We start from the raw sequence: 24,344 nt of genomic DNA on the forward strand, positions 1-24,344 counted from the left end.
ATGGACACCCCGCCGAGGCGGTCGGACGGGTGCCCTGGTCAGCCCGCCGAGGCGGTCGGACGGGTGTCCTGGTCAGCTCACCGAGGCGGTCGGGACGGTGCCCGCCCCAGCCTCAGCGGCCGGCGCCGACGGAGCGGGCGAGGTCGAGCGTCGAGGCCTCGGAGTCGTCGAGGTGGATGCGCAGCAGCCCTTCGGCGCCCTGTCGGTCGCCCGATTTGATCTTCTCGAGGATGTCGCGGTGCGGGTTCGCCCAGTGCGAATGGTATTTGCCCGGCTCCGGGGAGCGGGAGAACGTCGTCGACAGCCGCGCCATGAGGTTGAGGTAGAACTCGTCGAGCAGCGGCGAGCCGAGCAGACCGACGATCGCCCGGTGGAACGAGGCCGAGTGCTCCTGGGCATCGGCCCAGCTCTCGTTCTCCGGGGCGGTCTCGGCGCGGACGACGGAGACCTCGACAGCGGCCATCGCCTCGTCGGAGGCGTCCTGGGATTCCTGGACGGCGCGGATCTCGAAGACCCGGCGGGCCCGGTAGAGATCCTTGAGCTCGTCGATGCCGAAGGTGCGGACGAAGAAGCCGCGGTTGGGCTCCTGGGTGAGCAGGCCGGCGTGACGGAGCAGGCTGAGGGACTCGCGGGCGGTATTGCGCGAGACGTTGAATTCCTTCGCGAGCGCACCATCGCGCACCGGTGACCCCGCAGGGTACTCACCGTTCGTGATTCGGGTCCGGACCAGGGCGACGATCGCCTCAGAGGTGCATCCGGGGGCGTTGGGACTCATACCTCCAGGCTACCGTGTCCGTCTCATTTCCGCGTCGCCGACCCACTACGCCTGCCGCATCCCCTGTCCCGTGCGGTCGAGGTCGAGCCCGGTCTCGAAGTGCCGGAGGCTGCCGGTCAGCGGGTCGGTGAAGTCGATCATCGCGGCGAGCAGCTGGAGCGGTGCGGAGAAGTCGTAGGGGTCGGGGCTGCGATCGACCGGGTAGACCGGATCGCCGAGCAGCGGCAGCCCGAGGGCGTTCATGTGCACGCGCAGCTGATGGGTCTTGCCGGTGAGGGGTGCGAGCCGGTATTCGCTCACCCGTCCGGTCCCGCGGCCGTGGGATTCGATCTCGCCGAGGTGGTCGATCCGGCTGATCGCATTGACCTCCCCGGGCACCTCGATGACCTGCCGGCCCCCGGCGGGCTTGTGGAGGCGGGTGCGCCGTTCGAGGGGGAAGGACAGGTCGGCGGGCGGGGTGGGCGCGAGCGCCCGGTACGTCTTCGTCACCTGCCGGTCCTGGAAGAGCCGCTGGTAGCGGCCGCGGGTCGCCGGCCGCTTCGAGAGGATGAGGAGGCCGGCGGTGATGCGGTCGAGGCGGTGGATGGCGACGAGGTCGGGCTGGTCGAGGTCGACGCGGAGTCGGGTGACGACGCATTCGCGGACGAAGCGGCCGTTGGGAGTGCTCGCGAGGAAGTGCGGCTTGTCGACGACGAGGAGGTCCTCGTCCTCGAAGACGATCGCCACCTCGTAGGGAATCCGCGCCTCGGCGGGCACCGGTCGGTGGAAGAAGTAGAAGCCGCCGGGATCGACGGGATCACCCCAGGCCACCGGCCTGCCGGCGGCATCGCTGAGCTGACCGGGAATGAGGTCGCCCCCGTCACGCGGGGCAGAGTGGTGGCGTTCGTCGGCCGCGGCGCGCAGACCCTCGAGCTCGGTCGTCGACCGGGCGACCAGGCTGCGGAGCTCGAGGTCGGTGGCGTGAGGGAATTCGGATACCAGCCAGGCGCCGATCGAGGTGGGCACGGGCAGGTGGGCCTTGTCATGGGTGGCCAGACCCCCGGGCGCCCGCAGCGACGTTGCCGAGATGCCGTCTCGGGGCGGAAGGGGGCTGCGGGGCATGGTGCCCAGTCTACGAGGCGGAGATACCCGGGCGCCCTGCGGAGGCCTGCGGGGTCACGGTGAGGGCACCGTCGCGGGGCACTGCGGTCAGCGCTGCCCGGGAGAACGCGGAGACGCGGTCGACGATCCATTCGACTTCGAGCGGGTTCGGGGTGCTCCGGGCCGGATCGAGGAGGTCGACGACGTTCTCGCTGACGGCTCCGACAAGCGATCGGGCGAAGAGCTCGGTGGGGAATTCGGGGCCGAGGCAGCGCATGAGCGCCGTGGAGATCGCGGCGACGAATCCGCGGCGCAGGGCACGGCGCTGGGCTTGGATGGGTTCGGGAACCTCTTCGAGGAGGAGAGCGTAGGCCAGCCCGCGGCCGGCGACCGCTCGGCGGATGAAGACGTCGACGACGGCCCCGACGACGGCCTCGGGCGTCGAGCACGCGTCGACCGCCTCGGTGATGACCGTGAGCTCACGTCCGGCGGCAGCGGCGAACACCGACGCCAGGAGCTCGTCGCGGTCGTCGAAGCAGCTGTCGATGACCCCCGTGGTGCACGACGCGGCGTGGGCGACGGCGGGGACGGTCGCGGCGGCGAACCCGCCGTCGGCGACGACGAAGCGCGCCGCATGTTCGATGCGTGCGCGCCGCTGCGCGGTGTTGGCACGACTTCGGGCAGTCTCCAGGTGGGCCACAGCGCCCCTCTCTCGCAAAGGTGAATGAATATTCAACCGTTGACGAGTATGGCACCCCTCACATGATGAATCAACGGAGGGCCTGTGACCTCGGGGTTTGCCCGCGGCCGACCCTGCCCCGCCTTCCTGGAGCGCGAATTCACGTTGCCGGAGGCCGATCTCGCGCTCCTGTGGTCTACTGGGGCCATGGATGATGCGACGCGCACGATCTCCCGACTCATCGACCGCTCCCCCGCCGCGGTGGCCGCGTACGCCGGCGACCCGGCGAACCTGCCGGCGTGGGCGGCGGGGCTGAGCTCGGGAATCCGGCTTGAGGGAGGGCGCTGGATCACCGACTCCCCGATGGGCACGGTCGAAGTCCGGTTCACCGGCGATCGGAGTGCCGGCGTCCTCGACCACGACGTCGTGTTCCCCGACGGCACGGTCAATCACAATCCCTTCCGGGTCCTCCCCCACGGCGAGGTCAGCGAGGTCGCCTTCACCGTCGTCCACCGCGCGGGGATGAGCGCTGCGGACGTCGACCGCGACGCGGCGGCGGTGGCCGCCGACCTCGATCGGCTCGCCGCGATCCTCGAAGCGGACTGAAACGCACGAATGGCCCGGAACGCAGTGTTCCGGGCCATTCGCGGTGTCCTCGGGCCGACCGGGCCGTCAGGCTGCTCGAGCCTGCGGTGATCCGATCAGCCCGTGAGGGGACGGGTCGGGGAGGTCAGTCCTCGTCCTCGTCGTCCTTCTTCTCGACGACCAGGGTCTCGGTGGTGAGCACCAGGGCCGCGATCGACGCTGCGTTGCGCAGAGCCGAACGGGTGACCTTGACCGGGTCGATGATGCCTGCGGAGATGAGGTCGCCGTAGGAGTCGGTGGCGGCGTTGTATCCCTGGCCGGACTCGAGGTCCTGCACCTTGGAGACGACGACGTAGCCGTCCTGGCCGGCGTTCTCGGCGATCCAGCGCAGGGGCTGGACGATTCCGCGCTTGACGATCTCCACACCGGTGGCACCGTCGTAGTCGAGACCGAAGTCCTTGCCGTCGAGCACCTTGGCGGCGTGGATGAGTGCCGAACCGCCACCGGCGACGACACCTTCCTCGATGGCCGCACGGGTCGCGGACACGGCGTCTTCGACGCGGTGCTTGCGCTCCTTGAGCTCCACCTCGGTGGCGGCGCCGACCTTGATGACCGCAACGCCACCGGAGAGCTTGGCCAAGCGCTCCTGCAGCTTCTCACGATCCCAGTCGGAGTCGGTGTTCTCGATCTCGGAGCGGATCTGGGCGACGCGCCCGGCCACTGCGTCATCGGCACCGGCACCATCGACGATGGTGGTGGTGTCCTTGGTGACGGTGATCGTGCGGGCGTTGCCGAGCTCGTCGAGGGTGACCTGGTCGAGCTTCATGCCCATGTCCGGGGTGACGACCTGACCACCGGTGAGGACGGCGAGGTCCTCGAGGATGGCCTTGCGGCGGTCACCGAAACCGGGAGCCTTGACGGCGCAGACGTTGAGGATGCCGCGCAGCTTGTTGACCACCAGCGTCGACAGCGCTTCGCCCTCGATGTCCTCGGCGATGATGAACAGCGGCTTGCCGGCCTGCTGCACCTTCTCGAGGACGGGCAGGAGCTCCTGGATGTTGGAGATCTTGCCCTGGTTGATGAGGATGAGCGCATCGGACAGGATGGCTTCCTGGCGGTCGGCGTCGGTGACGAAGTGCGGGGACAGGTAGCCCTTGTCGAACTGCATGCCCTCGGTGATCTCCAGCTCCACGTCGGAAGCCTGGGATTCGTCGATGGTGATGACGCCGTCCTTGCCGACCTTGTCGAAGGCATCGGCGATGAGCGAGCCGATCTCCTCGGACTGGGCGGACAGACCGGCCACGTGGGCGATCTCCTCGGAACCGGCGACATCGCGGGAGATGGAGCCGAGTTCGTCCGAGACGGCCTCGACGGCGGTCTCGATGCCGCGCTTGAGCGCGCCGGGGGCGGCACCTGCGGCGACATTGCGCAGACCTTCGTTGACGAAGGCCTGAGCCAGGACGGTCGCGGTGGTGGTTCCGTCACCGGCGATGTCGTTGGTCTTGGTGGCGACTTCCTTGGCCAGCTGTGCGCCGAGGTTCTCGTAGGGATCGTCGAGCTCGACCTCACGCGCGATGGTGACACCATCGTTCGTGATCGTGGGGGCGCCCCACTTCTTGTCGAGAACGACGTTGCGTCCGCGGGGTCCCAGGGTCACCTTGACGGTGTCAGCGAGAGTGTTGACACCCTTTTCGAGTGAACGACGGGCCTCGTCGTTGAATTCCAGATTCTTAGGCATTCGTCCTCCTGTTCTCTAAGCGTTGTTCAGGTGGATTCAGCCGATGACGGCGAGCACGTCGCGCGCCGAGAGAACGAGGTACTCTTCGCCGGCGTACTTGACTTCGGTGCCGCCGTACTTCGAGTAGATGACCTTGTCGCCGACAGCGACGTCGACGGGAACGCGGTTGCCGTTGTCAGCAACGCGGCCGGGGCCCACTGCGACGACTTCGCCTTCCTGCGGCTTCTCCTTGGCGGTATCGGGAATGACCAGACCGCTGGCAGTGGTCTGCTCGGCTTCGACCTGACGGATGACGATCCGATCTTCGAGTGGCTTGATGGAGACCGACATATCGGGCTCTCTCCCTTCGCTGGGTGAATAACTTGCGTGAAGTCAGACGGCGGCGGCTGCCTGAGGAACCTCTCGTCGTCGCGGGTGCCGAGGAGTTCGACCGTCTTCATGAAACTGGCACTCACTGAGCGTCAGTGCTAATTCGACTCTATGACTCCTTTAGCACTCGGTCAACTCGAGTGCCAAAGAATTGTCACGCTCTCGGCGAAAGCTCAGGGTGAGGGGAAGGCCGCTTGGCGTCGGGGCGGGGAGGCCGCCTCGGCGAGGGTGCCGACGCAGGCGGAACGGGCACGCCCGGTGGCCGCGGTGGACCGCCTCGGCGAGGGCCCGGACGGACACGCTTCGGCGGGGATGCGGAAGAGGGACCCCGGAATCTTCCGGAGTCCCTCTTCTGCCATTCAGCTGTTCTGCTCGCGCAACCGCCCTGCTCAGGCCGCCGCGCTCAGCGCGTTACTGCTCAGACGAGGCAGGTCACGCGCAGGCCCACTGGCCCCAGCCGGCCTTCGCCTGCAGCTTCTTCGCACGGTCGAACTGCTCCTGCGGGCTGGCGTCGATCGGGTTGCCCGATCCGCCGACGCTGCGCCAGGTGGCGAGCTTGAACTGGAAGAGTCCGAAGTGCGCGTTGTTCTGCTTGTTGACCGCGCGGGGGTTGAAGTTCGATTCGCACTTGGCGACCTGGTACCACTTCGAGCCGGGTCCGCCGAGCATCGCCTTGATCTCCTCGGTCGACATCGAACCGCCGCCACTGGAGCCCGAACCCGAGTCGCCGGAGTCGCTGCCGCCGGAGCCGGAGTCACCGGAGTCGCTGCCACCGGAGCCGGAACCGGAGTCGTCCTTCGGCGCCGGGGCTTCCTTCTTCTTCGTGCCCTCGACGACGACCTTGGCCTGCGGTTCGGAGAGGACCTTCTCGCCCTTCTTCTCCTTCTCGACCTCGTCGCCGTTGATGGTCTTGACCGCGTACTCGACTTCCTTCTCACCGGCCTTGCCCTTGTCCTCGACCTTCGTCTCGCCGACGTAGAGCGAGTCCGACTTCTTGGTCTGGGTCTCGGGCTTGATGTCTTCCTTCTCCTTGACGGTCTTGTTCTCCACCCGGTTGACGGTGAGAACCTGGCCGTCGGTGACCGATGCGCTCATCGGCACGGAGAGGAAGTCGTCCTTGCCGAGTTCGACCTTCGCCTCGCTGAGGGCGTCCTCTGCGGTCTCGACCGGAGCCGTGACCTTGACGTCCTTGCCGTCGGCGACGACGGTGAGCGCCTTGGCGGTCGTCACCGCGATGTCGGTCGGGCTCTCGACCTCGAGCTTGTCGTTGGCATCGGCGCTGAGGTCGGCGTCCTTGGCGTCGACGCCGAGGTCGGCGAGCGCCTGACCCACGGTGTTCGCGTTCGTCCACTCGTCGGTCTTCTTGCCGTCGACGGTGAGCGAGATGTCCTTGGCGGTGTTGACCGTGACCGTCATATCGCGGTCGATCTTCGTGTCGATGCCGGGCTTGACCTCATCGTTCTTCTCGAGGTCGATGTCCTGGCTGTCGAGAATCTGGCCGACGGTTCCGCCGAACGTGCGGATCTCCTTCGGCTCGCCGTTCACCTCGAGGGTGACGGGCTTGTTCATGGTGAGTACGGCGCCGGTGCCACCGACGAGACCGGTGATGACGACCGCCTGTGCGGCGATCTGCACCTTGCGGTTCTTGAGAAAATCAATCACAGAAATATCCCCGAGCAGAGTTGATCAGCTGTTTGCAACTCGTCCACTGTAACCGATTCGTTACATGTAACGCAAAAGATCACGAATCCGTAACAGGAAGTTCCCAGACTCCCGGATTCTCGGCGATCGCGGCCGTTGCCATCGTCGCAGGTCACGTGCCGTCAGGACCGTTTCCCGGGTTCTCAGGGTGAGACGGACACCACCGCCGAGGCGGCCGTGACCTCACCGTCGTGACCCGTCGTCTCCGCGTGGTCGGCGCCGCCGTTCGATGCAGCCATTCGGCGTCACCTAGCCCCGGCCGGTCACACGTGGCTGGTCAGCTGTGGCCGCGATGCCGGTCCGCCCCGGTCGCCATACCGGCTGACTCGCAGGCTCCCCGTCATCAGTCCCAGCTGCCGAGCGCGGTCTCCGCGTTCGTCCAGACCGCCTCGGCGAGGTCACCGGCGTCCATCCCGCGCACCTCGGCGAGCTTTCTCGCGGTGATCGGGGTGAGGTACGGACCGCCGGGCTTGCCGCGGTAGGGGTGCGGGGTGAGGAATGGGGCGTCGGTCTCGGTGAGGAGCAGCTCGAGCGGGGCGCTCGCGGCGGCCCTGCGCAGCTCATCGGCGTTCTTGAACGTGATGTTGCCGGCGAACGACATGAAGTAACCGGCCTCGGCGCATTCGCGGGCCATCGCCTCGTCGCCGGAGAAGCAGTGGAAGATCGTCACCTCGGGGGCGCCCTCCTCGCGGAGGATGCGCAGCACATCGGCGTGGGCCTCGCGGTCGTGGATCTGCAGGGCGCGGCCGGTGCGCTTGGCGATCTCGATGTGGGCGCGGAAGGACCGCTGCTGCTCGGCGATCCCGTCCTCGCCGGTGCGGAAGTAGTCGAGGCCGGTCTCCCCCACGACACGCATCCGGTCAGTGCTCGTCACAAGGGCTTCGATCTCGGTGAGCGCATCATCGAGCAGACCGGCCTCGGCCAGCCGCGGAGCCTCGTTCGGGTGGAGGGCCGCGCCGCCGAGCATCCACGTGCGCGGGCTCTCAGGCGGGGCCGGCACTGTCGCGACGACGCTCGGGTCGATGAGGGCGGACGCCGCGCTTCGACCATTCGCGTCGGTCTGGCTGCCGTTCGCATCGGCCTGACTGCCGCCAGTTCCGGCATGGCTCCCGTTCACATCGGCGACACCGGCACGGCCGGCGAACTGGGAGGCCACGAGCGCCGTCGTCCACCGGGCGGCCGGCAGGTCGCAGCCGATCTGCACGATCCGCCGCACCCCGGCCTGCTCGGCGGTGTCGAAGAAGAAGTCGAGGTCGGGGAACTCCTCTTCCTCGTCCGGAGTCACCTCGGGGGCCGGTTCGCCCGCACCCAGGGGCAGTCGCATTCCCGTGCCGATGTCGAGGTGAGTGTGGGTGTCGACGATCGGGTGGGGCAGGGGTTCGGGCACCGGAGGATACGTTCCGGCGGCGCGCGAGGCCATTACTCCGTCTCCTCCACGAACTTCGGGAACACCGGTTCGGGCTTCGGCAGCGATGTGCCGGGCACGAGCGGGTAGTCGATCGCGGCGAACGACCGGGGATCGATATCGGCGGCGGCCACGGAGCCTTCGGCCTCCTCGGCGAACGACGGGGCGATGCCGGCGGCAGCGACACCCGCCCCGGCGACGACGCCGACGGCGGCACCCGCGGACACGGTGTCCATGACTTCGGCACCCGACCCCGATTCGACGGCGGTCGGCAGGACCTTCGCCCCCGCCTCGGCGACACCGGCGGGCACCCCGAGGAGATCGAGGATCCGGCCCGCGGATTCGGGCATCACCGGCTGGATGAGGATCGAGATGATGCGCACGACCTCGATCGTCACCCACAGCACGGTGGCCATGCGCTCGGGATCGGTCTTCTTCAGCTTCCACGGCTCCTGCGCGGAGAAGTAGCGGTTGGCCTCGGAGAGGACCTTCCAGCACGCGTCGACATACTGATGCAGCGACTGGGTGTCGACGTGGGCTCGGGCGGTCGCCAGCGTGCCGCGGGCCAGCGCCAGCAGGGTCTCGTCCGCCTCGGTGAGCTCACCGGGCTGCGGAACCTGGCCGTCGCAGTTCTTCGCGATCATCGACAGTGAGCGCTGGGCGAGGTTGCCGTACTCGTTGGCGAGGTCGGCGTTCTTGCGGGTGATGATCGAGTCCTTCGTGTACGAGCCGTCCTGGCCGTAGGAGAACTCGCGGAAGAGGAAGAAGCGGACGGTGTCGAGACCGAACGCATCGACGAGGTCGATGGGATCGACGACGTTGCCGACGGACTTCGACATCTTCTCCCCGGCGTTGAAGAGGAAGCCGTGGGCGTGGACGCGGCGGGGCAGCTCGATGCCCGCAGACATGAGGAACGCCGGCCAGTAGACGCTGTGGAAGCGGATGATGTCCTTGCCGATGATATGGACGTCGGCCGGCCACCACTTCGCCAGGGCCTCCTCGTCGTCGGGGTAGCCGGCGGCGGTGAGGTAGTTCGTCAGGGCGTCGATCCACACGTACATCACGTGCTTGTCGTTGCCGGGCACGGGCACGCCCCAGTCGAAGGTCGTGCGCGAGATCGAGAGGTCCTTGAGTCCGGAGGCGACGAACGAGGCGACCTCGTTGCGGCGGGAGTCGGGCCCGATGAACTCCGGGTGGTCGCGGTAGAGCTCGAGGAGCCGGTCCTGGTACTTCGAGAGACGGAAGAAGTAGGACTCCTCCTCCGTCCAGGTCACCTCGGTGCGGGTCTCCTTGGACAGGCGCACGCCATCGACGACCTCGGTCTCGTCCTCGGTGTAGAACGCTTCGTCGCGCACCGAGTACCAGCCGGAGTACGAGTCGAGGTAGATGTCGCCGGCCTCCTCGAGCCGGCGCCAGATCGCCTGCGAGGCCGCGTAGTGGTCGGGGTCGGTCGTGCGGATGAACCGATCGAACGTCGAGCCGAGGGCCAGCTGGGTGTCGCGGAAGTTCTTCGCGTTGTCGTCAGCGAGTTCCTTGGGAGTGATGCCGAGCTTGTTCGCCGCCTGGAGCATCTTCAGACCGTGCTCATCGGTGCCGGTGGCGAAGAACACCTCGTGGTTGTCGAGGCGCTTGAACCGCGCGATGGTGTCGGCGGCGATGTACTCGTATGCATGCCCGATGTGGATGGCCCCATTGGGGTAGGCGATCGCTGTTGTCACGTAGTAACCCATAGGTCAATCAGTCTAAAGGACGCGCAGCGGCGGGACGGACGGCGTCCGCGGGGGTGGGTGCGTTGGTGGCCGACGGGGCGGGGCGGGCCTCGGCGGGGCGGGTCTGGGCGCGGTGAGTTCCCGCGCACAGGGCCGGCGGGAAGGCGCGCCTGCAGCCCCACGGCATTAGAGCTCACCCTGGTTTGGAGGGCTCGGTTCTTGGCATGAGCTCTGGAAACCAGGGTGAGCTGTGGCAAGAACTCCCGACCGGCACCCCCTCCCGGTCGACGCAGGGCGGGTCAGAACAGGCTCAGAGCCGGAGGGGCTTGCCCCTGAACTTCAGCAGCTCGGGCGCCTGTTGGAAGAGCTTCGCCCCGAACACCTGCGGATTGAGAATGTCTCTGAAGGCGAAGTGGACGACCTTGTACCCCATCGTCAGCAGCATGTTGTGCTGGTAGCTCTCCCGCTTCAGGCGACTGCGTCCGAACTCCTCGTACTTGCCGGAACCGTCGACGGCCAGCGCCGTCATCGTCTGCCGGTGGAGAAAGTCCAGCCGCGTGAGGAAGTCCCCGTCGTGGGCGACATTCCACTGCTGGTCGAAATCGTGCAGGCCGAGGAGATGGAGATTGAACGAGCTTCGACTTTCCGCGTAGCTTTCCGACAGCGGAGAGATGTGCTCAAGCAGGGTGAGAGCTCGTCTACGTCCACGCGCCAGTCGGAGAGCAGCAGGAGCGAAGTCCTGGGCGACGAGGTTGCGGCCGATGTCCGCGAGCACACGGGGATTGGCGAACCCCAGACGCTTTTTGAGTCCGTACCGCTGGTGGACGCCTCTTCGCAGGGTGGCCTCCAAGGCGGCGAATCCCGCAACCGGGCCGCCGTACTCGATGAGGTCCAGGCTGGTGCGGATCGAGCTCGTCACTTCCACGTCAGACAGGATCGCTCGATCAGCACTGGGCACCGCGCGCCGGAAGCGGCGGATGGCTGGGCTCAGTGTGCTCGCAGTCGGATGCATGACCGTCAGCGGGCTCAATGGCAGGTCGAACATCGGCAGGTCGTGAAGAAGCGCTGCGGACACACCGGAGACGACATCGCCCCGGCGATAATGCGGGTAGTGCATGACCTCGAGACGCGCCAACTTGGCGCGAATCGCACGATCCTCGATCCGTTCGGCCATCGAAGAGTCCTGGAACTGCTCAGTCCACGCTGTGTCCGTGATCAGCTCGTGGATGCGCGCATGACGAGGAACGGTGCAGGCGACGGCGATCGAATACACCCCTCGGCAGACGCGGATGAGACAGCAGTCGACAGCTCGACTGATCTCCACGCTGGTCACCCCGGCTGCACGCAGGGTCTGAGAGGTCACCACATTGCACGTCTGCTGTTCCCTGTGATCGTCCATGCGCACACTCTGGCGCCGGCAGTCGGCCGCCGCATCTGCCGGCGGGTGCCCTGTGGAAACGCGATGAGCGTCCACAGGCTATGCGAGCACAAGTGCCCACAGTGTCCCCAGGGGGCTCGACGGCACCGCACCCGCGTCGGCGTTCCTGACATCGCCGTTCTTCCATGTCGCTAGCCGTCGCAGTTCCTCACAGACGCATCACCGCAGGCGAGAGTGCCAGGATTCGAGTACTCATCGACACTGTCAGGCACATCGGAAGCGTGAGACCACGCAGCTGAACGGACCGCAGACCTCGCCCGCGCCGCTTGAGCTCTGTCGAGTACGAGCGGCTCACGTTGTTAACAGAGCCGCCCAAACGAAGGTGAGCCCAAACCGTCCACAGCCGATCGCACACGAGTGGGACCGTCCGGCGGGCCCGACAGTCCGACCGCGCACGACCCGCAGCACGGCCCCGGGTCACTCGCGGTGGAGCCAGGCCTCGTAGATCTCCCGCTTGGACAGGCCGAAGCGCTTCGCGATCTGGCCGGCCGCGTCCTTCGCGCGCACACCCGAATCGATGAGCGCCTCCATCTCGCCGAGGTGGTCCTCCGGAGCCGTCTCCACTGCGGTGGCGCCGGCGAGGACGAGGGTGAGTTCCCCGCGCAGCCCACCGGCGGCGAGCTCGCGCAGCGACCCGACGGTGCCGCGCAGCGTCTCCTCGTACGTCTTCGTCAGTTCCCGGCTGATGCTCATCGGCCGGTCGGGGCTGATGACCGACGCGAGGTCGTCCATCGCCTCGGCGATCCGGTGCGGGCTTTCGAAGAAGACCATCGTCCGCTTCTCCGACTTGAGCTCCTCGAAGAGCGTCCTGCGAGCCCCGGACTTCCGGGGCAGGAAGCCCTCGAAGCTGAAACGGTCGCTCGGCAGACCGGAGACGGCGAGCGCCATGAGCACCGCCGACGGCCCCGGCGTCGCGGTTACCGGCAGATCGGCCTCGGCGCACGCCCTGACGACGCGATATCCGGGGTCGGAGACCGCCGGCATCCCAGCATCGCTGAGCTGCACGACGGTCTGCCCGCCGCGGACGAGGTCGACGATCTCGTGCGCGCGGGACTGTTCGTTGTGGTCGAAGACGCTGAGCACGCGCTTCGTGTGCGCGATGCCCAAACGCTGAGCGAGGGAGAGGAAACGGCGGGTGTCCTCGGCGGCGATGACGTCAGCAGTCGAGATGGCCTCCCGCATCCGCGGGCTCGCATCGCCGAGGTTGCCGATCGGAGTCCCGACGAGGATGAGTCGTCCGCCGGTGAGGTCAGGTCCGTGTTCGCTCAGGTCGGAACTGTGTTCGGAGGAGTCGGCGTCGCCGGCGAGAGGCTCAGAAATACCGGGCTCCTGCGTCACGAAGCGCTTGCTCCGGTGGCGAAGATCAGGGCGAACACACCGAAGTAGATGAAGATGATGAACAGTCCGATGAGGATCCAGATTCCGGTGCCGATGTAGCCGACCCAGAGGGCGGCGATCGCCATGCCGTCGCCGCGCTCGCCGCGCTCTCTGATCTGTTTGCGGGCGATGTGGCCCATGACGATCCCGGCGATGCTCGCGAGGAAGAAGCCCGAGACGGTGCCGAAGATCGAGGCGACCAGGGCGATGATCGCCAAGGTGTTGGTGGGTGCCAGCTGCTGGTAGCCGACTCCGGCGCTGCCGTAGCTCGCGGGACCGTACGTGCTTCCGTAGTTCGCGACCTGCTGGTTGTTCGCGGCCTGGTAGCCGCTGGGATCGTAGCTGTTCGACGGCTGCCCGGACTGCGGCTGCTGGTAGTACATATCGGGATTGTTCCAGTTGTTCTGACTGCTCATGACTTCTCTCCTCGGGGATTCTCCCTCAACCGTACCGAGCACGGCACCGAGACCAAAGGCGAACGTGTTGCAATCCTGCATCGTCGGCCGTCGGAGACCTCCTCTGCGACCGATGCCAGGCGGATCGCAGCGGAGCAGCGTGCCGCCGGAGAAAGGGGTGCGCCCCAGACTCCGCTCGTCAGAGACGTGCTGAGTTCGCCCCGCAGACACAGGGCGAGCCCGCCCCTCAGGCCGTCACGGCGAACATCGCGAACAGGCTCGCGCCGACGATCGCGATGATGACGATGGCCAGGAGCGCCAGGCCGATGCTGATGTAGCCCATGATGAGGCCCGCTGTTGCCTGACCGCGGCCGTCTTCGCCGGTGCGTTTGATCTGGCCGCGCGCCACGTGTCCGAAGATCACCGCGAGGATCGGAGCCAGCCACAGGAGCATCGCGAGGAAGCTGAAGAGCCACCCGATGACCGGTATCATCGCAAGCAGCCAGCAGACGAAACCGCCGGCGAGGCCGATGATGCCCATCCACATCGACCACCCGGCCAACGCGTTCGGCTTGCGGTAGACGACCATCGGCGCGCCGTACGTTCCGTAGGTGACCGGTTGGCTGAAACCGCCGGGCTGGCTCATCGAGGGCTGCCCGCCCGACGGTCCCACCGAGTCGAGGTACTGACCGTAGTCCGTGTACTGGCCGCCACCGTAGCTGACCTGGTCATATCCGTTCTGGCCTGAACCGTAGCCGGTCTGGCCCGATCCGTAGCCGGGCTGACCGGAACCGTAACCGGGCGATGGCTGGGACGCTCCGTATCCGGAGCCGAACTGCTGGGAGCCGACCTGGGGCGGGTCGCTCGGGCGGTAGTTCGGGTTGTTCGACACTCTCATCACCGTCTTCGCTCGTACACGGAACTTCTCGCACAGCACGTCATGCAATGCCTGTAGTGATCAGCCTAACCGCCATCCCCCGCGTGCGATACCGCCAGCTTCACGTCAGTTCCCCACAGCTGTGCAATTCAATTCAGCAGCGACCGTTCTCGTCAGTCAGCGGCGTCTGACCTCAGCCACCGTCAAGACGCAACGGCCCCCGACGAGGCGCGGCAGGCAGGTGCGAACCGCGCCGAGGCGGGCCGACGTCCGAGACACGACCGTGCGAACGCTGAACGGCTTCACCGACACCGCGCCCTAGACTTGGCCGTGATGACAGCTCCCCATGATCCCCCATCGCCGAGGCGGCGCGCCGAACCGACAGGCGCCCCTGAACCGACGACCGACCCCGGTTCGACCGCAGCGACCACACCGGCGACTCCGGCGACCTCTGCAGCGACCGCAGCGCTGCGCGACACAATCTCGTCGACGTCCCCCGACTCCGAGAAGTCTGCAAGCAACGACAAGGCAGGGGGCACTGACCGTGGCCCGACCGCGCGGCCATCGCGCCGCGTCGCGCGCGAGACCCGAGCCCGCCGGCGCGAAGCCGTCCTCGCCGGAGCCGCGGCCCTGCGCAGGGAGACCTTCTCCGCCGGCATGTGGGCGACCCGGGCACCGGTCTGGATGTGGCCTGCGCTCATCGTCATCACGCTCATCAGCGGCGCCCTGCGCCTCTTCCGCCTCGACTTCCCGCCGCGGCTGATCTTCGACGAGACCTACTACGTCAAGGATGCCTACTCGGTCGTCACCTTCGGCTACGAGCGCGCCTGGCCGGAGAACGCCGACGATTCCTTCAACGCCGGCGACCCGAGCGTCATCGAGTCCGGCCCCGAGTACGTCGTCCATCCGCCGCTGGGCAAATGGGTCATCGGATGGGGCATCGACCTCTTCGGTGCCGACGACTCCTTCGGCTGGCGCTTCTCCGTCGCCATCGTCGGCACCCTGACGATCTTCCTCATCGGCCTCGTCGCCTGGAAGCTGTTCCGGTCGGCCTTCTTCGCATGCGTGGCCGCAGGCCTGCTCGCTGTCGACGGCGAGCACTTCGTCCACTCCCGCACGAGCCTGCTCGACATCGTGCTCATGGCCTTCATCCTGCTCGCCTTCTACTTCATCCTCCTCGACCGCGAGCAGGTGACGAAGCGGCTCGCCCGCTGGACCGCGGGACTCGACGGCGCTCCCCCACCGACGGGCGATCCCGCAACGGACCCCGCCGGTCCTGCAGCCAACGCCGCCGCAGAAGCCCAGAGCCCCGCCGCGAAGTCCGCCCGCGCCAAGTTCGCCGACGCGATCAACTTCGGCCCCCGCCTCGGCGCCCGGCCCTGGCTCATCGCCGCGGGCATCAGCCTGGGGCTCGCCACCGGCGTGAAATGGTCGGGCCTCTACGCCCTGGCCGCGTTCGGCATCCTCGTCGTCGCCTGGGACGTTCATTCCCGCTTCCGCGCCGGCGTCGTCCATCCGTGGCTCGGCGCCCTCATCCGCGACAGCATCCCGGCGTTCCTCTCCCTCGTGCCCGTCGCCCTCATCACCTACATCGCGACGTGGACGGGCTGGATCCTCTCCGACGACGGCTGGGACCGGCAGTGGGCGGCCGAGACGCCCGGCTGGTGGCAGTCCCTCCCGTCGTGGCTGTACTGGCTGCCCTCGCTCGCGCGCTACCACTACACGGCGTACTCGTTCCACGTCGGCCTCGACGCCGAGCACCCCTACATGTCCAACCCGTGGGGCTGGATCGTCCAGTGGCGGCCGACGTCGTTCTACTACGAATCCCTCAACCAGGGCGACCTCGGATGCGAGGCGATCCGGTGCTCCTCGGCGATCACCTCGGTGGGCAACCCCGTCATCTGGGGCCTGGCGCCGGTCGCCCTCCTCATCGTCCTCGCCGCGTGGATCATCCGCCGCGACGTCCGCTGCGGGGTCATCCTCGCCGGGCTCGCCGCGACGTGGCTGCCGTGGTTCGCCTACCAGGAGCGGACGATCTTCACGTTCTACACGATCGTCATGGTTCCCTTCGTCGTCCTCGCGCTCACGTACTGCCTTGCGCTGCTGTGGGGGCGGCGGGATCCCGCTCCCCCATTCGCCGAGGCGGTCCGACCGTCCCCGGCGACGCCGGGTTCCGCTCCCGAACCGCAGACCACCCCCGGTCAGTCCCCGGACACCGGCACCCCGACGACCCCCGAAACCGCCCGCGCCCCCCGCCGCCGAGGCCGCCGACCGTCGTGGACGCTCCTGGCCCGCCGCCTCGGCGTCGGTCTCATCCTCGCCGCCGCGGTGCTCGCGTTCGCGTACTTCTGGCCGATCTACACCGGCGAGGTCATCCCGTTCGAAGCGTGGAACAACAGGATGTGGAACGTCACCTGGCGCTGACCTGAACTCGACATGACGGGGTCGCCTCGGCGACACCGGCTGTTCACCTGCGCGTCACGGCCCGTCGTTAGGTTCGGGGCATTGTGACTGACACCGCCATACCGAACCACCCAGCTCCCGCCTCGGCGACACCCGCTCCCACCTCGGTGGACACGAGGACATCAGAGCCGGACACATCGCGAACCGTCGCCATCATCCCCGCCCGCGGCGGATCGAAGGGCATCCCCCTGAAGAACCTCCAGAAGGTCGCGGGCGTCTCGCTGCTCGCTCGGGCGATCAACGCGGCGAAGGCCACCCCGAGCATCGACCGGGTCATCGTCTCGACCGACCACGACGGCATCGCCGCAGAGGCGATCCGGGCCGGCGCCGAGGTGTCCCACCGTCCCGCGGAGATCGCCGGGGACACGGCGACGAGCGAATCGGCGATCATCCACACCCTGAACACCCTTGACGAGGACTTCGACGTCACCGTGTTCATGCAGTGCACGTCGCCGTTCATCGACTCCGCCTCGATCGACAATGCCGTGTGCCGGGTCGCCGACGGGCAGGACGACGTCGTGTTCTCCGCCGTCGAGGACCATTCGTTCCTCTGGCGCCTCGATGACGACGCCGAGGCGGTCGCCGTGGGCCATGACAAGGCATTCCGTCCGCGGCGCCAGGACCGAGCCAAGCACTTCAACGAGACCGGGGCGTTCTACGTCATGCGCACGGCCGGGCTGCTCGAGAGCGGACACCGCTTCTTCGGCCGGGTCGGCATCGAGGAGGTCCCGCCCGAGCACGCCCGCGAGATCGACGACATGTCCGACCTCACGCTGGTCCGTGCGATCGCCTCGACGCAGGAGACGGCTCAGGTCATCGACGTCGATGCGCTCGTCACGGACTTCGACGGCGTCCACACCGACGACGGCGCCTATGTCGATGAGGACGGAAACGAGCAGGTCAGGATCCACCGCGGCGACGGAATGGGAATCTCACGCTTGGTGAAAACAGGTTTCCCTGTCATGATTCTCTCAAAGGAACGCAACCCTGTGGTCACCCGCAGGGCGGAGAAACTTCATATTGACGTAACCCAGGGTGTGGACAATAAGTCGGAGGTTCTGCGGTCGTGGATCGACGCGCAGGGCCTCGACGCCACCCGCGTCGCCTATGTCGGCAACGACATCAATGACCTCGAAGCCTTCGAAGTCGTCGGGTGGCCGATCGCCGTCGCGGACGCCCACCCCAAGGTGCTCGCCGCCGCTCGAGTCGTTCTCGACCGGCCGGGCGGACGGGGCGCGGTCCGCGAGGTCTGCGACCTCATCCCCACCCGCAACTGAGTCAGGCACCGGATCGCGGCCGACCGGCGGCCCCACCGACAACTCCACACCGCAGTTCATCCACAGACACAACTCCACATGGAATCGCACCACCCACCCCGCGCGGAGGCACCCACCGCGTACGAACGAAAGCAGGATTCATGACTGATCACATCGCCCCCGTGGCCATCGGCGACCAGCTCGTCGGACCCGGCCAGCCCGTGTACATGATCGGTGAGATCGGCATCAACCACAACGGTGACGTCGAGATCGCCAAGCAGCTCATGGATGCCGCAGCGACCGCAGGCGCGCAGGCCGTGAAGTTCCAGAAGCGCAACCCCGACGTCGCCGTGCCCGAACACCAGAAGTCGAAGATGCGCTCGACCCCGTGGGGCGAGATGACGTACCTCGACTACAAGTTCCGCGTCGAGTTCGAGCGCGAGGAGTACACCGAGATCGATCGCTACGCGAAGGAACTCGGCCTGCAGTGGTTCGCCTCCCCGTGGGACGTCGACTCCGTCGAGTTCCTCGAGGACCAGTTCGATGCGCTCACCTACAAGGTCGCCTCGGCGTCGCTGACCGACTTCGAGCTGCTCCGCGAGATCGCCGAGACCGGCAAGCCGGTGCTCTGCTCGTCCGGCATGTCCGACTGGGAGACCCTCGATGCCGCCGTCGAGGTCTTCGACCGCGACAAGCTCGTCCTCATGCACGCCACCTCGACGTATCCGCTGCCGCCGGAGGAGGTCAACCTCCTCGCGATCCCCGCGATGCGGGAGCGCTACGGGGTGCCCGTGGGCTACTCGGGTCACGAGCTCGGCCTCGAGATCTCCTTCGCCGCCGCCGCGCTCGGCGCGGTGACGATCGAACGTCACATCACCCTCGACTCCTCGATGTGGGGATCGGACCAGTCGGCTTCGATGGAGCCTCGCGAGTTCGCCTCGCTCGTCAAGGGCGTGCGCGTCCTCGAGCAGGCGATGGGTGACGGCGTCAAGCGCGTCATGCCCGGCGAAGAGTCGAAGATCGACTCCCTCCGCAAGGTCACCGCTTGATCGCGACCCCCTGAGGTCGCCAGCGCACCGCCCCGCCGGACTGCAGTCCGGCGGGGCGGTTTCCGCATGCGCACAGGACCATCGAGGCCAACCTTCGGTGAACTCCTCGGACCGCGTCGTTAACCCTGTCGTCACCTGCTGTTACTCAGTCATGTCTACCATCGTCTGAGCCCATGCACGTGCGGCACTCCCCTGCGGCCGTGCTCAGCAGCGAAAGGACCCCATGACCACTCCCCTGACCAGCGTCATCATCGCGGCGAAGAACGCCGAACAGACCATTGGGAGCAGTCTCAAGAGCTTGACCATGCAGGGGTTCACCCCCGATGAACTCGAAGTCCTCGTCGTCAACGACGGATCGGACGACCATTCGGCCGAGGTCATCGCCGAATACGAGGACAAGCTCAATATGGTGACGATCGAGAACCCCACCTCGCTCGGCGTCTCGGCATCGCGCAACCTCGCGCTCGAGGCCTCCACCGGCCAGACCATCACCTACCTCGACGGTGACGACTGGTACGCGCCGGGTCACCTGCGGAAGATGACGGATGCGATCACCGGGCTCGGCGTCGACTTCGTCAAGATCGACTACGTGCTCGTCGAAGGCACCAAGCGCAGCCTCAATCAGGCGCCCTGTGCTCTCCGGAACCGTCCGCTGAATCCGCGCGACTACATCATGCCCGCGAACATGCCGACGATGGTCGACTACCCGGCGTGCTGGACAGGCATCTTCACCCGCAGCATGGCCGATCGCGGCCTGCTCACCTTCGATCCCGCCCTGCGAACCTGCGAGGACCGCCCCTGGACGTGGCGACAGCACCTCGAGTCGGATTCGTTCGCCGTCATCAACTCCGCGGGCCTGTGCTATCGCAAGGGAATGTCGACGTCGCTGACCTCGATCTACGACGAACGGCAGCTCGACTTCATCCCGGCCTTCCGGACTGTCTTCGCGATGCTCGAGAGCGATCCGGAGATCGACGAGTTCGAAACGAAGGCCGTGCGGAACTTCCTGTCGATCCTCTACCACCAGCTCGTCAAACGGTCGGACCAGATGACCGCCGAGGTGAAGCAGAAGCTGTTCGCCGGTGCGACGACGAACGTCAAGATGATCAAACCCGAACTCGTCGATCGGGTGGTCGAGAAGTTCGGCGACGACCGCGTTCCGGTCATCGCCCCGGTTCTGAGGAGGGCACAGGCATGACACAGCTCATCCAGGTCTCCACCCTGTATCAGCTCGCCAACGTGGCCGCGAACATCGACGCCGGTCACTTCGGGCCGGCGGACGAGCGCCGCATCCTCGTGGTCGCCAACAACGCCTACGCGCCTGAGATCACCCCGTCGGCGATCGACCTGCTCGGCGCCGCAACCCTGCTCAGTCGGTTCGATTCGGTCGTCGATTGGAATGCCGCCATCTGGCCGAGCCACCCCAAGCAGTTCGGCATCTCACCGACGCGGGCACCGATCATGCGCACGCTGCTCGAACACCTGTGGTCGCTCTCCCCCGACGAGGACATCTCGCTTGTCGTCGAGTCGCTGCCCGGTCACCCGGCCCACGCGCTCACCCAGGTCTTCGCCGACGCGCCGATCTCCGTGCACTCCGACGGCCTGATGAGCTACGGACCGGTCCGCAATCCGCTCGGACGTCCGCTCTGGCAGCGCCTCGAGAACGTCCACTACACCGACTTGCTGCCCGGAGTCATGCCCCGACAGCTCGCCGAACACGCTCCGAATCGGATCGCCCTGACCGTCGACGAACTTCGTCCGGTCATCGAGGAGATGGCCCGGGAATCCGACGACGCCCTGACCGCCGCTGGCCTGTCGGCCCCGATCGACGACAGCGCCCTGGTCCTCGGCCAGTACCTTGCGGAGATCGAGCTCATCACCGAGGAGGAGGAGATCCAGCTCCACCTCGACATGCTCGACGAGGTGAAGAAGCGCGGAGTGGGCACGGTGATCTTCAAGCCCCACCCGACATCCGCCCGGACCGTCGCCGAACCGCTGAGGCGGCGCGCGGAGGCCCTCGGCCTGCGCTTCGTCCTCGCCGATGTGCCCGTCCTCGCCGAGGTGGTGGCATCGCGGACGCAGCCGCGGCTCGTCGTCTCGTGCTTCTCCACCGGGCTAGTGACCACCCAGGCACTGTACGGAACCGCGACCGCTGTCGTCGGCACGGAGCTGCTCCTCGAGCGGATCGCCCCGTATCAGAACAGCAACCGCATCCCGCTGACGATCGTCGATGCGCTCAATCGCGGCGGCTATGTCCTCGAGGACCGCCCGGGCGGCCGCGGACTCAGGGACTTCAACGCCCTTATCGACGCCGTCACCTACTGCATGCAGTCGACCATCATGACTCACCTGCGGGAACCCGCCGAGCGTTTCCTCACGGCGGCTGTCGGTACGGGCGACATGGTGTACTTCAAGCGCAAGCGCCTCACCCGCCTCGATCTGCCGGGCAGCCTCGAGGCGTCGAACCGCGGACGAGTGCTGCGCACGGGGAAGCGGATCCTGCGCAAGAATGCGAAGTCCGCGCTGTCGAAGCTCGACCGCCGTGGGATCAAGATCGACGTCGCCAAGCTGACCGGACGCCGCTGACATGGCTCGCACGGCGATCGCTTTCGCAGAATCGCCTCTCCAGTTCCTCTCCGCGCTCGAAGCGCACGAACCGCACGAGGAGCTGCTCATCCGAGCTCGCGCGAATGCCAAGGGGATGACCTCGTTCCTCGACGCCTTCGACCCTGCCTGGCTGCCCAAGCGCGTTCGCCTCGAACGTGAGGGAGCCAAGCCGGGCATCCTGAGGAAGATGTCGCCGACCAGGATCTACATCGGTGACGCCTGCTCGGGCCAGGTGCACAAAGCGCTGTCGATGGCGTATCTGGAGAGGCGGATGCCGGAGATCGTCATCCTCGATGACGGGCTGGCGACGTATTCGACGATCGAGACCCTCGCCGCCAAGCGGGGTCCGCTCGTGCGCCCGCGTCAGAAGCTCAAACCGTCCCGGGAGGTCATGGCCGCCTATGTCGCCGACCGGCTGCGCGGCCTGGCGTCCGGGGGCAAGCTCCGCTGGCACACCGCACTTCCCGTGCCGAAGGCGCTGCGCAACGCCTTTCTGCGCACCGGGGCGGAGATCACCCGGCATCGCTTCGAACACCTCCAGTCGCTGCCCACCGGCGGCAGCCATTCGCGCGACACTCCGGTCATCGGGTCCTCGCTGGCCGCTGACGGACTCATCCGCGAAGAGGCCTACCTCGCCTGGCTCGACGGTCTGCTCGCCGCCGGTCCGATCACCTACTACCCGCACCGTCGGGAGTCCGCGGAGTTCCTCACGAAGCTCGGAGCTGACGAGCGGGTGCGGATCAAACACGTCGGACTGCCGATCGAACTGCGTCTGATCAACCTGCCGGCCGAATCGGTGATCCGCAGCCTCCCGAGCACGGCGGCAGTCTCCCTCGCGGTGCTCAACCCCGATGTCCGCATCGATGTCACGGAGATTCCCGGCGAATGGTGGACCGGGACGTCTCCCGATAGTCTGCGTACGTCCCTCAATGCGCAGACTGTGGCCGGTGATCTCGATTCCTGATTCCCCTCACGCCTCCGAGCACGAGACTCCGGTGGCCGACACCGTCATGCCGCATCCTGCCGGCACCCCGGCGACTCCCGCTGACACTGTTCGCCCCGTCGGTGCCGAGAACTCCGCGTCCGCCCGCACGGATCGGGAGACGATCAGCGTCGTCTCCGTCTCCGACAGCGAGTCGTACCTCAAATGGGCGACTCAGCTGCTGAGCACACTGCCCGATGTCGAAGCCCACGTCTACCTCATCGACAATCCGATCCTGCCCACGAACGAGCAGATCACCCATGCGATCGCCGGTACCGCGTGGGAGGGCCATGAGGTTCCGATCATCAGCCGCAGCGAACTCGGCGAGGTCATCGCCAATCACGCCCCCGACATCGTCCTCGGTGCGGCCACCGGTCCCATCGTCGCCCAGCTGTTCCTCACGGCCAGTGCACTCGAACCGCGTCCCGCGCTCGTCTCGGGACTGCCCGGGATGGGACTGCCGGCCAGCGGCAAGGGGATGAACTACCGCAGGCTCATGGATGCGTTCCTCGCCCACTCGTTCACCGAGGTGGACGAGTACCGGGCCGTGAGCGCGCTGCGACGGGTGCCCGCCGACATCCTCCTCGCCCGCCTCCCGATGCTGCGGTCGCCGGGGGTACCGGAGCGCCCGGTCGCCGGGTCACCGACAACAGCGCCGACGACCCTGGTCTTCGCCCCACAGGCGAAGGTGCCGGATTCAGCCGCCGAGCGGGAGTCGATCATCGCCGCCCTCGCGGAGTTCGCCCTCCGGCACCCGGATTCCCGCACTGTCGTGAAGATGCGGTCCCGGCCGGGCGAGCACGAAACGCACCGCGAGCAGCACTCGTACTTCGAGATCATCGACGAGCTCAAGGCTCGCGAGGTGCCCGGAGCCGATCGACTCGAGATCGGCTACGGTCCGCTCACGGCGTTCCTCACCCCCGGTTCGGCGCTCGTCACGCTCTCGTCCACGGCGGCACTCGAATCGATCGACCGCGGCATTCCCACTCTGCTCATCGCGGATTTCGGCTTCGACCGGGCACTGCTCAACGAGGTCTTCGCGGATTCGGGCGCGACCGGCAGTCTCGCCGATGTCGCGGCGGGCAGGATCGGCTTTCCCAGCGAGGAGTGGCTGGCGAGAAACTACTTCCACATCGATGACGGAAGTCTGAGACGCAGTCTCGGCCTGCTCGCCACCCGGTCCCGCACCGGTCAGCTGCCGAATCGCCGGAAGGCCGTGCTCAAGCAGAAGCGGATGCTGCTGCGCGCCGAAGCCCGCATCTTCACCCCGCCTGTCATCGTCAGGGCCTACCGCCGCATCCGGTACGGCCGCTGAGCACGCCGCATCGGGACGCAAAACGACGTTCGACAGCTCCAGGAGCGGGGCGTGACTCTCAGTTGCGGTCGTCGGTGACCGAGCTCGATTCGTCGAGTTCGACGACCACCTCGGCGGCAGGGGATGCCTCTTTGAACACCCACGTCCGGTACGCATAGAACCGGAAGGCCATGGCCAGGGCGATGCCGATGACGTTCGTCGAGATGTTGTACGTGAGCTGGTCGCGCATGTTGAGCAGGTACCACGTGACGCCGAGCGGGATGACGGAGATCGCCATGCCGGCGAGGTTGACGGCGATGAAGAGGATGATGCCGCGGACATTGGAGTCCGTGGTGCGATCACCGTAGGTCCACAGCTTGTTGCCGATCCACACGACGATCATCGCGGCGATCGTCGAGATGATCTTCGCCTTGATGGGGCTGCCCTCGAGAAGCGCGGGGACTGGGCCGAGCCCGTAGGTGAGGAGGTTCGAGAGTCCGACGTCGACGATGAAACCGACGCCGCCGACGGTGAGGAATTTGAAGGCTTCCACCGCGAGGTGCCG

At 67.1% G+C, this 24,344-nt stretch carries 21 protein-coding genes; 8 read left to right on the plus strand and 13 right to left on the minus strand.

Annotated elements, in window-relative coordinates; all coding sequences use genetic code 11:
• Positions 1-112: 112 nt before the first annotated feature.
• The 3 genes from ACFQ91_RS00480 to ACFQ91_RS00490 are packed head-to-tail and all read right to left on the minus strand — an operon-like array spanning position 113 to position 2,555.
• Positions 113-775: a GntR family transcriptional regulator gene (locus ACFQ91_RS00480; RefSeq protein WP_376870556.1), complete on the minus strand. Its 663-nt coding sequence runs from the start codon at positions 773-775 to the stop codon at positions 113-115.
• 45 nt (positions 776-820) lie between these two features.
• Complete coding sequence (locus tag ACFQ91_RS00485) at positions 821-1,876, minus strand: pseudouridine synthase (protein ID WP_198499442.1); 1,056 nt, start codon at positions 1,874-1,876, stop codon at positions 821-823.
• Between the two features lie 10 nt (positions 1,877-1,886).
• On the minus strand, positions 1,887-2,555 hold the full coding sequence (locus tag ACFQ91_RS00490; protein ID WP_198499443.1) for a TetR/AcrR family transcriptional regulator: 669 nt from the start codon (positions 2,553-2,555) through the stop codon (positions 1,887-1,889).
• 186 nt (positions 2,556-2,741) lie between these two features.
• On the opposite strand from ACFQ91_RS00490, the gene ACFQ91_RS00495 reads away from it, so the two are divergent.
• Complete coding sequence (locus ACFQ91_RS00495) at positions 2,742-3,140, plus strand: SRPBCC family protein (protein ID WP_198499444.1); 399 nt, start codon at positions 2,742-2,744, stop codon at positions 3,138-3,140.
• Between the two features lie 124 nt (positions 3,141-3,264).
• Here the strand turns inward: ACFQ91_RS00495 and groL are convergent, their stop codons facing one another.
• From groL to ACFQ91_RS00540, 9 genes are all read right to left on the minus strand, one after another.
• The gene (gene groL, locus ACFQ91_RS00500) at positions 3,265-4,857 is read right to left on the minus strand and encodes a chaperonin GroEL (protein WP_137827000.1); all 1,593 of its coding nucleotides are present in this window, start codon (positions 4,855-4,857) and stop codon (positions 3,265-3,267) included.
• 36 nt (positions 4,858-4,893) lie between these two features.
• Entirely contained in the window at positions 4,894-5,187 is a 294-nt protein-coding gene (gene groES, locus ACFQ91_RS00505; RefSeq protein ID WP_009376237.1) for a co-chaperone GroES, read from the minus strand.
• Positions 5,188-5,658: 471 nt separating this feature from the next.
• Positions 5,659-6,888, minus strand: coding sequence for a resuscitation-promoting factor (locus ACFQ91_RS00510; protein WP_198499445.1), 1,230 nt, complete (start codon positions 6,886-6,888; stop codon positions 5,659-5,661).
• Positions 6,889-7,270: 382 nt separating this feature from the next.
• Entirely contained in the window at positions 7,271-8,347 is a 1,077-nt protein-coding gene (locus ACFQ91_RS00515) for a TatD family hydrolase (protein ID WP_198499446.1), read from the minus strand.
• Entirely contained in the window at positions 8,347-10,062 is a 1,716-nt protein-coding gene (gene metG / locus ACFQ91_RS00520; protein WP_198499447.1) for a methionine--tRNA ligase, read from the minus strand. The genes ACFQ91_RS00515 and metG overlap by 1 nt, the downstream gene beginning before the upstream one ends.
• A 289-nt stretch (positions 10,063-10,351) precedes the next feature.
• The gene (locus ACFQ91_RS00525; protein ID WP_198499448.1) at positions 10,352-11,440 is read right to left on the minus strand and encodes a hypothetical protein; all 1,089 of its coding nucleotides are present in this window, start codon (positions 11,438-11,440) and stop codon (positions 10,352-10,354) included.
• A 456-nt stretch (positions 11,441-11,896) separates the two neighbouring features.
• Entirely contained in the window at positions 11,897-12,748 is an 852-nt protein-coding gene (gene rsmI, locus ACFQ91_RS00530) for a 16S rRNA (cytidine(1402)-2'-O)-methyltransferase (RefSeq protein ID WP_232623922.1), read from the minus strand.
• A gap of 65 nt (positions 12,749-12,813) precedes the next feature.
• On the minus strand, positions 12,814-13,272 hold the full coding sequence (locus tag ACFQ91_RS00535; protein WP_198499450.1) for a DUF4190 domain-containing protein: 459 nt from the start codon (positions 13,270-13,272) through the stop codon (positions 12,814-12,816).
• Between the two features lie 226 nt (positions 13,273-13,498).
• Complete coding sequence (locus ACFQ91_RS00540) at positions 13,499-14,149, minus strand: DUF4190 domain-containing protein (protein WP_232623672.1); 651 nt, start codon at positions 14,147-14,149, stop codon at positions 13,499-13,501.
• A gap of 312 nt (positions 14,150-14,461) precedes the next feature.
• Here ACFQ91_RS00540 and ACFQ91_RS00545 point away from each other — a divergent pair, with 312 nt between their 5' ends.
• The 7 genes from ACFQ91_RS00545 (at position 14,462) to ACFQ91_RS00575 (ending at position 23,800) form a co-directional block, all read left to right on the plus strand.
• Positions 14,462-16,552, plus strand: a complete 2,091-nt coding sequence (locus ACFQ91_RS00545) for a dolichyl-phosphate-mannose--protein mannosyltransferase (protein ID WP_376870546.1) — start codon at positions 14,462-14,464, stop codon at positions 16,550-16,552.
• Between the two features lie 83 nt (positions 16,553-16,635).
• Complete coding sequence (locus ACFQ91_RS00550) at positions 16,636-17,868, plus strand: acylneuraminate cytidylyltransferase (protein WP_232623673.1); 1,233 nt, start codon at positions 16,636-16,638, stop codon at positions 17,866-17,868.
• Positions 17,869-18,008: 140 nt separating this feature from the next.
• Complete coding sequence (locus ACFQ91_RS00555) at positions 18,009-18,896, plus strand: N-acetylneuraminate synthase family protein (RefSeq protein WP_198499453.1); 888 nt, start codon at positions 18,009-18,011, stop codon at positions 18,894-18,896.
• 223 nt (positions 18,897-19,119) lie between these two features.
• Positions 19,120-20,094, plus strand: a complete 975-nt coding sequence (locus ACFQ91_RS00560) for a glycosyltransferase family 2 protein (protein WP_198499454.1) — start codon at positions 19,120-19,122, stop codon at positions 20,092-20,094.
• Positions 20,091-21,482 (plus strand): polysialyltransferase family glycosyltransferase, encoded by a 1,392-nt coding sequence (locus ACFQ91_RS00565; RefSeq protein WP_198499455.1) that lies wholly within the window; start codon positions 20,091-20,093, stop codon positions 21,480-21,482. Before ACFQ91_RS00560 ends, ACFQ91_RS00565 begins: the two co-directional genes overlap by 4 nt.
• Position 21,483: 1 nt before the next feature.
• A complete protein-coding gene (locus tag ACFQ91_RS00570) occupies positions 21,484-22,467 on the plus strand; it encodes a hypothetical protein (protein WP_198499456.1) in 984 nt (327 codons plus the stop codon).
• On the plus strand, positions 22,451-23,800 hold the full coding sequence (locus ACFQ91_RS00575) for a DUF6716 putative glycosyltransferase (RefSeq protein ID WP_232623674.1): 1,350 nt from the start codon (positions 22,451-22,453) through the stop codon (positions 23,798-23,800). The genes ACFQ91_RS00570 and ACFQ91_RS00575 overlap by 17 nt, the downstream gene beginning before the upstream one ends.
• Positions 23,801-23,858: 58 nt before the next feature.
• Here ACFQ91_RS00575 and ACFQ91_RS00580 read toward each other — a convergent pair whose 3' ends face one another.
• On the minus strand, positions 23,859-24,332 hold the full coding sequence (locus tag ACFQ91_RS00580; RefSeq protein WP_249121020.1) for a GtrA family protein: 474 nt from the start codon (positions 24,330-24,332) through the stop codon (positions 23,859-23,861).
• Between the last annotated feature and the right edge of the window lie 12 nt (positions 24,333-24,344).

Source organism: Brevibacterium sp. NPDC056726 (assembly GCF_042790515.1).
Classification (GTDB): Bacteria; Actinomycetota; Actinomycetes; order Actinomycetales; family Brevibacteriaceae; genus Brevibacterium; species Brevibacterium sanguinis.

Excerpts from the sequence above, each read along its gene's own strand:
- ACFQ91_RS00525 (WP_198499448.1), bottom strand. The coding sequence starts at position 11,440 with ATGGACGATCACAGGGAACAGCAGACGTGCAATGTGGTGACCTCTCAG.
- groES (WP_009376237.1), bottom strand. The coding sequence starts at position 5,187 with ATGTCGGTCTCCATCAAGCCACTCGAAGATCGGATCGTCATCCGTCAG.
- ACFQ91_RS00565 (WP_198499455.1), top strand. The coding sequence starts at position 20,091 with ATGACACAGCTCATCCAGGTCTCCACCCTGTATCAGCTCGCCAACGTG.
- ACFQ91_RS00485 (WP_198499442.1), bottom strand. The coding sequence starts at position 1,876 with ATGCCCCGCAGCCCCCTTCCGCCCCGAGACGGCATCTCGGCAACGTCG.
- ACFQ91_RS00480 (WP_376870556.1), bottom strand. The coding sequence starts at position 775 with ATGAGTCCCAACGCCCCCGGATGCACCTCTGAGGCGATCGTCGCCCTG.
- ACFQ91_RS00555 (WP_198499453.1), top strand. The coding sequence starts at position 18,009 with ATGACTGATCACATCGCCCCCGTGGCCATCGGCGACCAGCTCGTCGGA.
- ACFQ91_RS00570 (WP_198499456.1), top strand. The coding sequence starts at position 21,484 with ATGGCTCGCACGGCGATCGCTTTCGCAGAATCGCCTCTCCAGTTCCTC.
- metG (WP_198499447.1), bottom strand. The coding sequence starts at position 10,062 with ATGGGTTACTACGTGACAACAGCGATCGCCTACCCCAATGGGGCCATC.
- groL (WP_137827000.1), bottom strand. The coding sequence starts at position 4,857 with ATGCCTAAGAATCTGGAATTCAACGACGAGGCCCGTCGTTCACTCGAA.
- ACFQ91_RS00540 (WP_232623672.1), bottom strand. The coding sequence starts at position 14,149 with ATGAGAGTGTCGAACAACCCGAACTACCGCCCGAGCGACCCGCCCCAG.
- ACFQ91_RS00495 (WP_198499444.1), top strand. The coding sequence starts at position 2,742 with ATGGATGATGCGACGCGCACGATCTCCCGACTCATCGACCGCTCCCCC.
- ACFQ91_RS00545 (WP_376870546.1), top strand. The coding sequence starts at position 14,462 with ATGACAGCTCCCCATGATCCCCCATCGCCGAGGCGGCGCGCCGAACCG.
- ACFQ91_RS00535 (WP_198499450.1), bottom strand. The coding sequence starts at position 13,272 with ATGAGCAGTCAGAACAACTGGAACAATCCCGATATGTACTACCAGCAG.
- ACFQ91_RS00560 (WP_198499454.1), top strand. The coding sequence starts at position 19,120 with ATGACCACTCCCCTGACCAGCGTCATCATCGCGGCGAAGAACGCCGAA.
- ACFQ91_RS00515 (WP_198499446.1), bottom strand. The coding sequence starts at position 8,347 with ATGGCCTCGCGCGCCGCCGGAACGTATCCTCCGGTGCCCGAACCCCTG.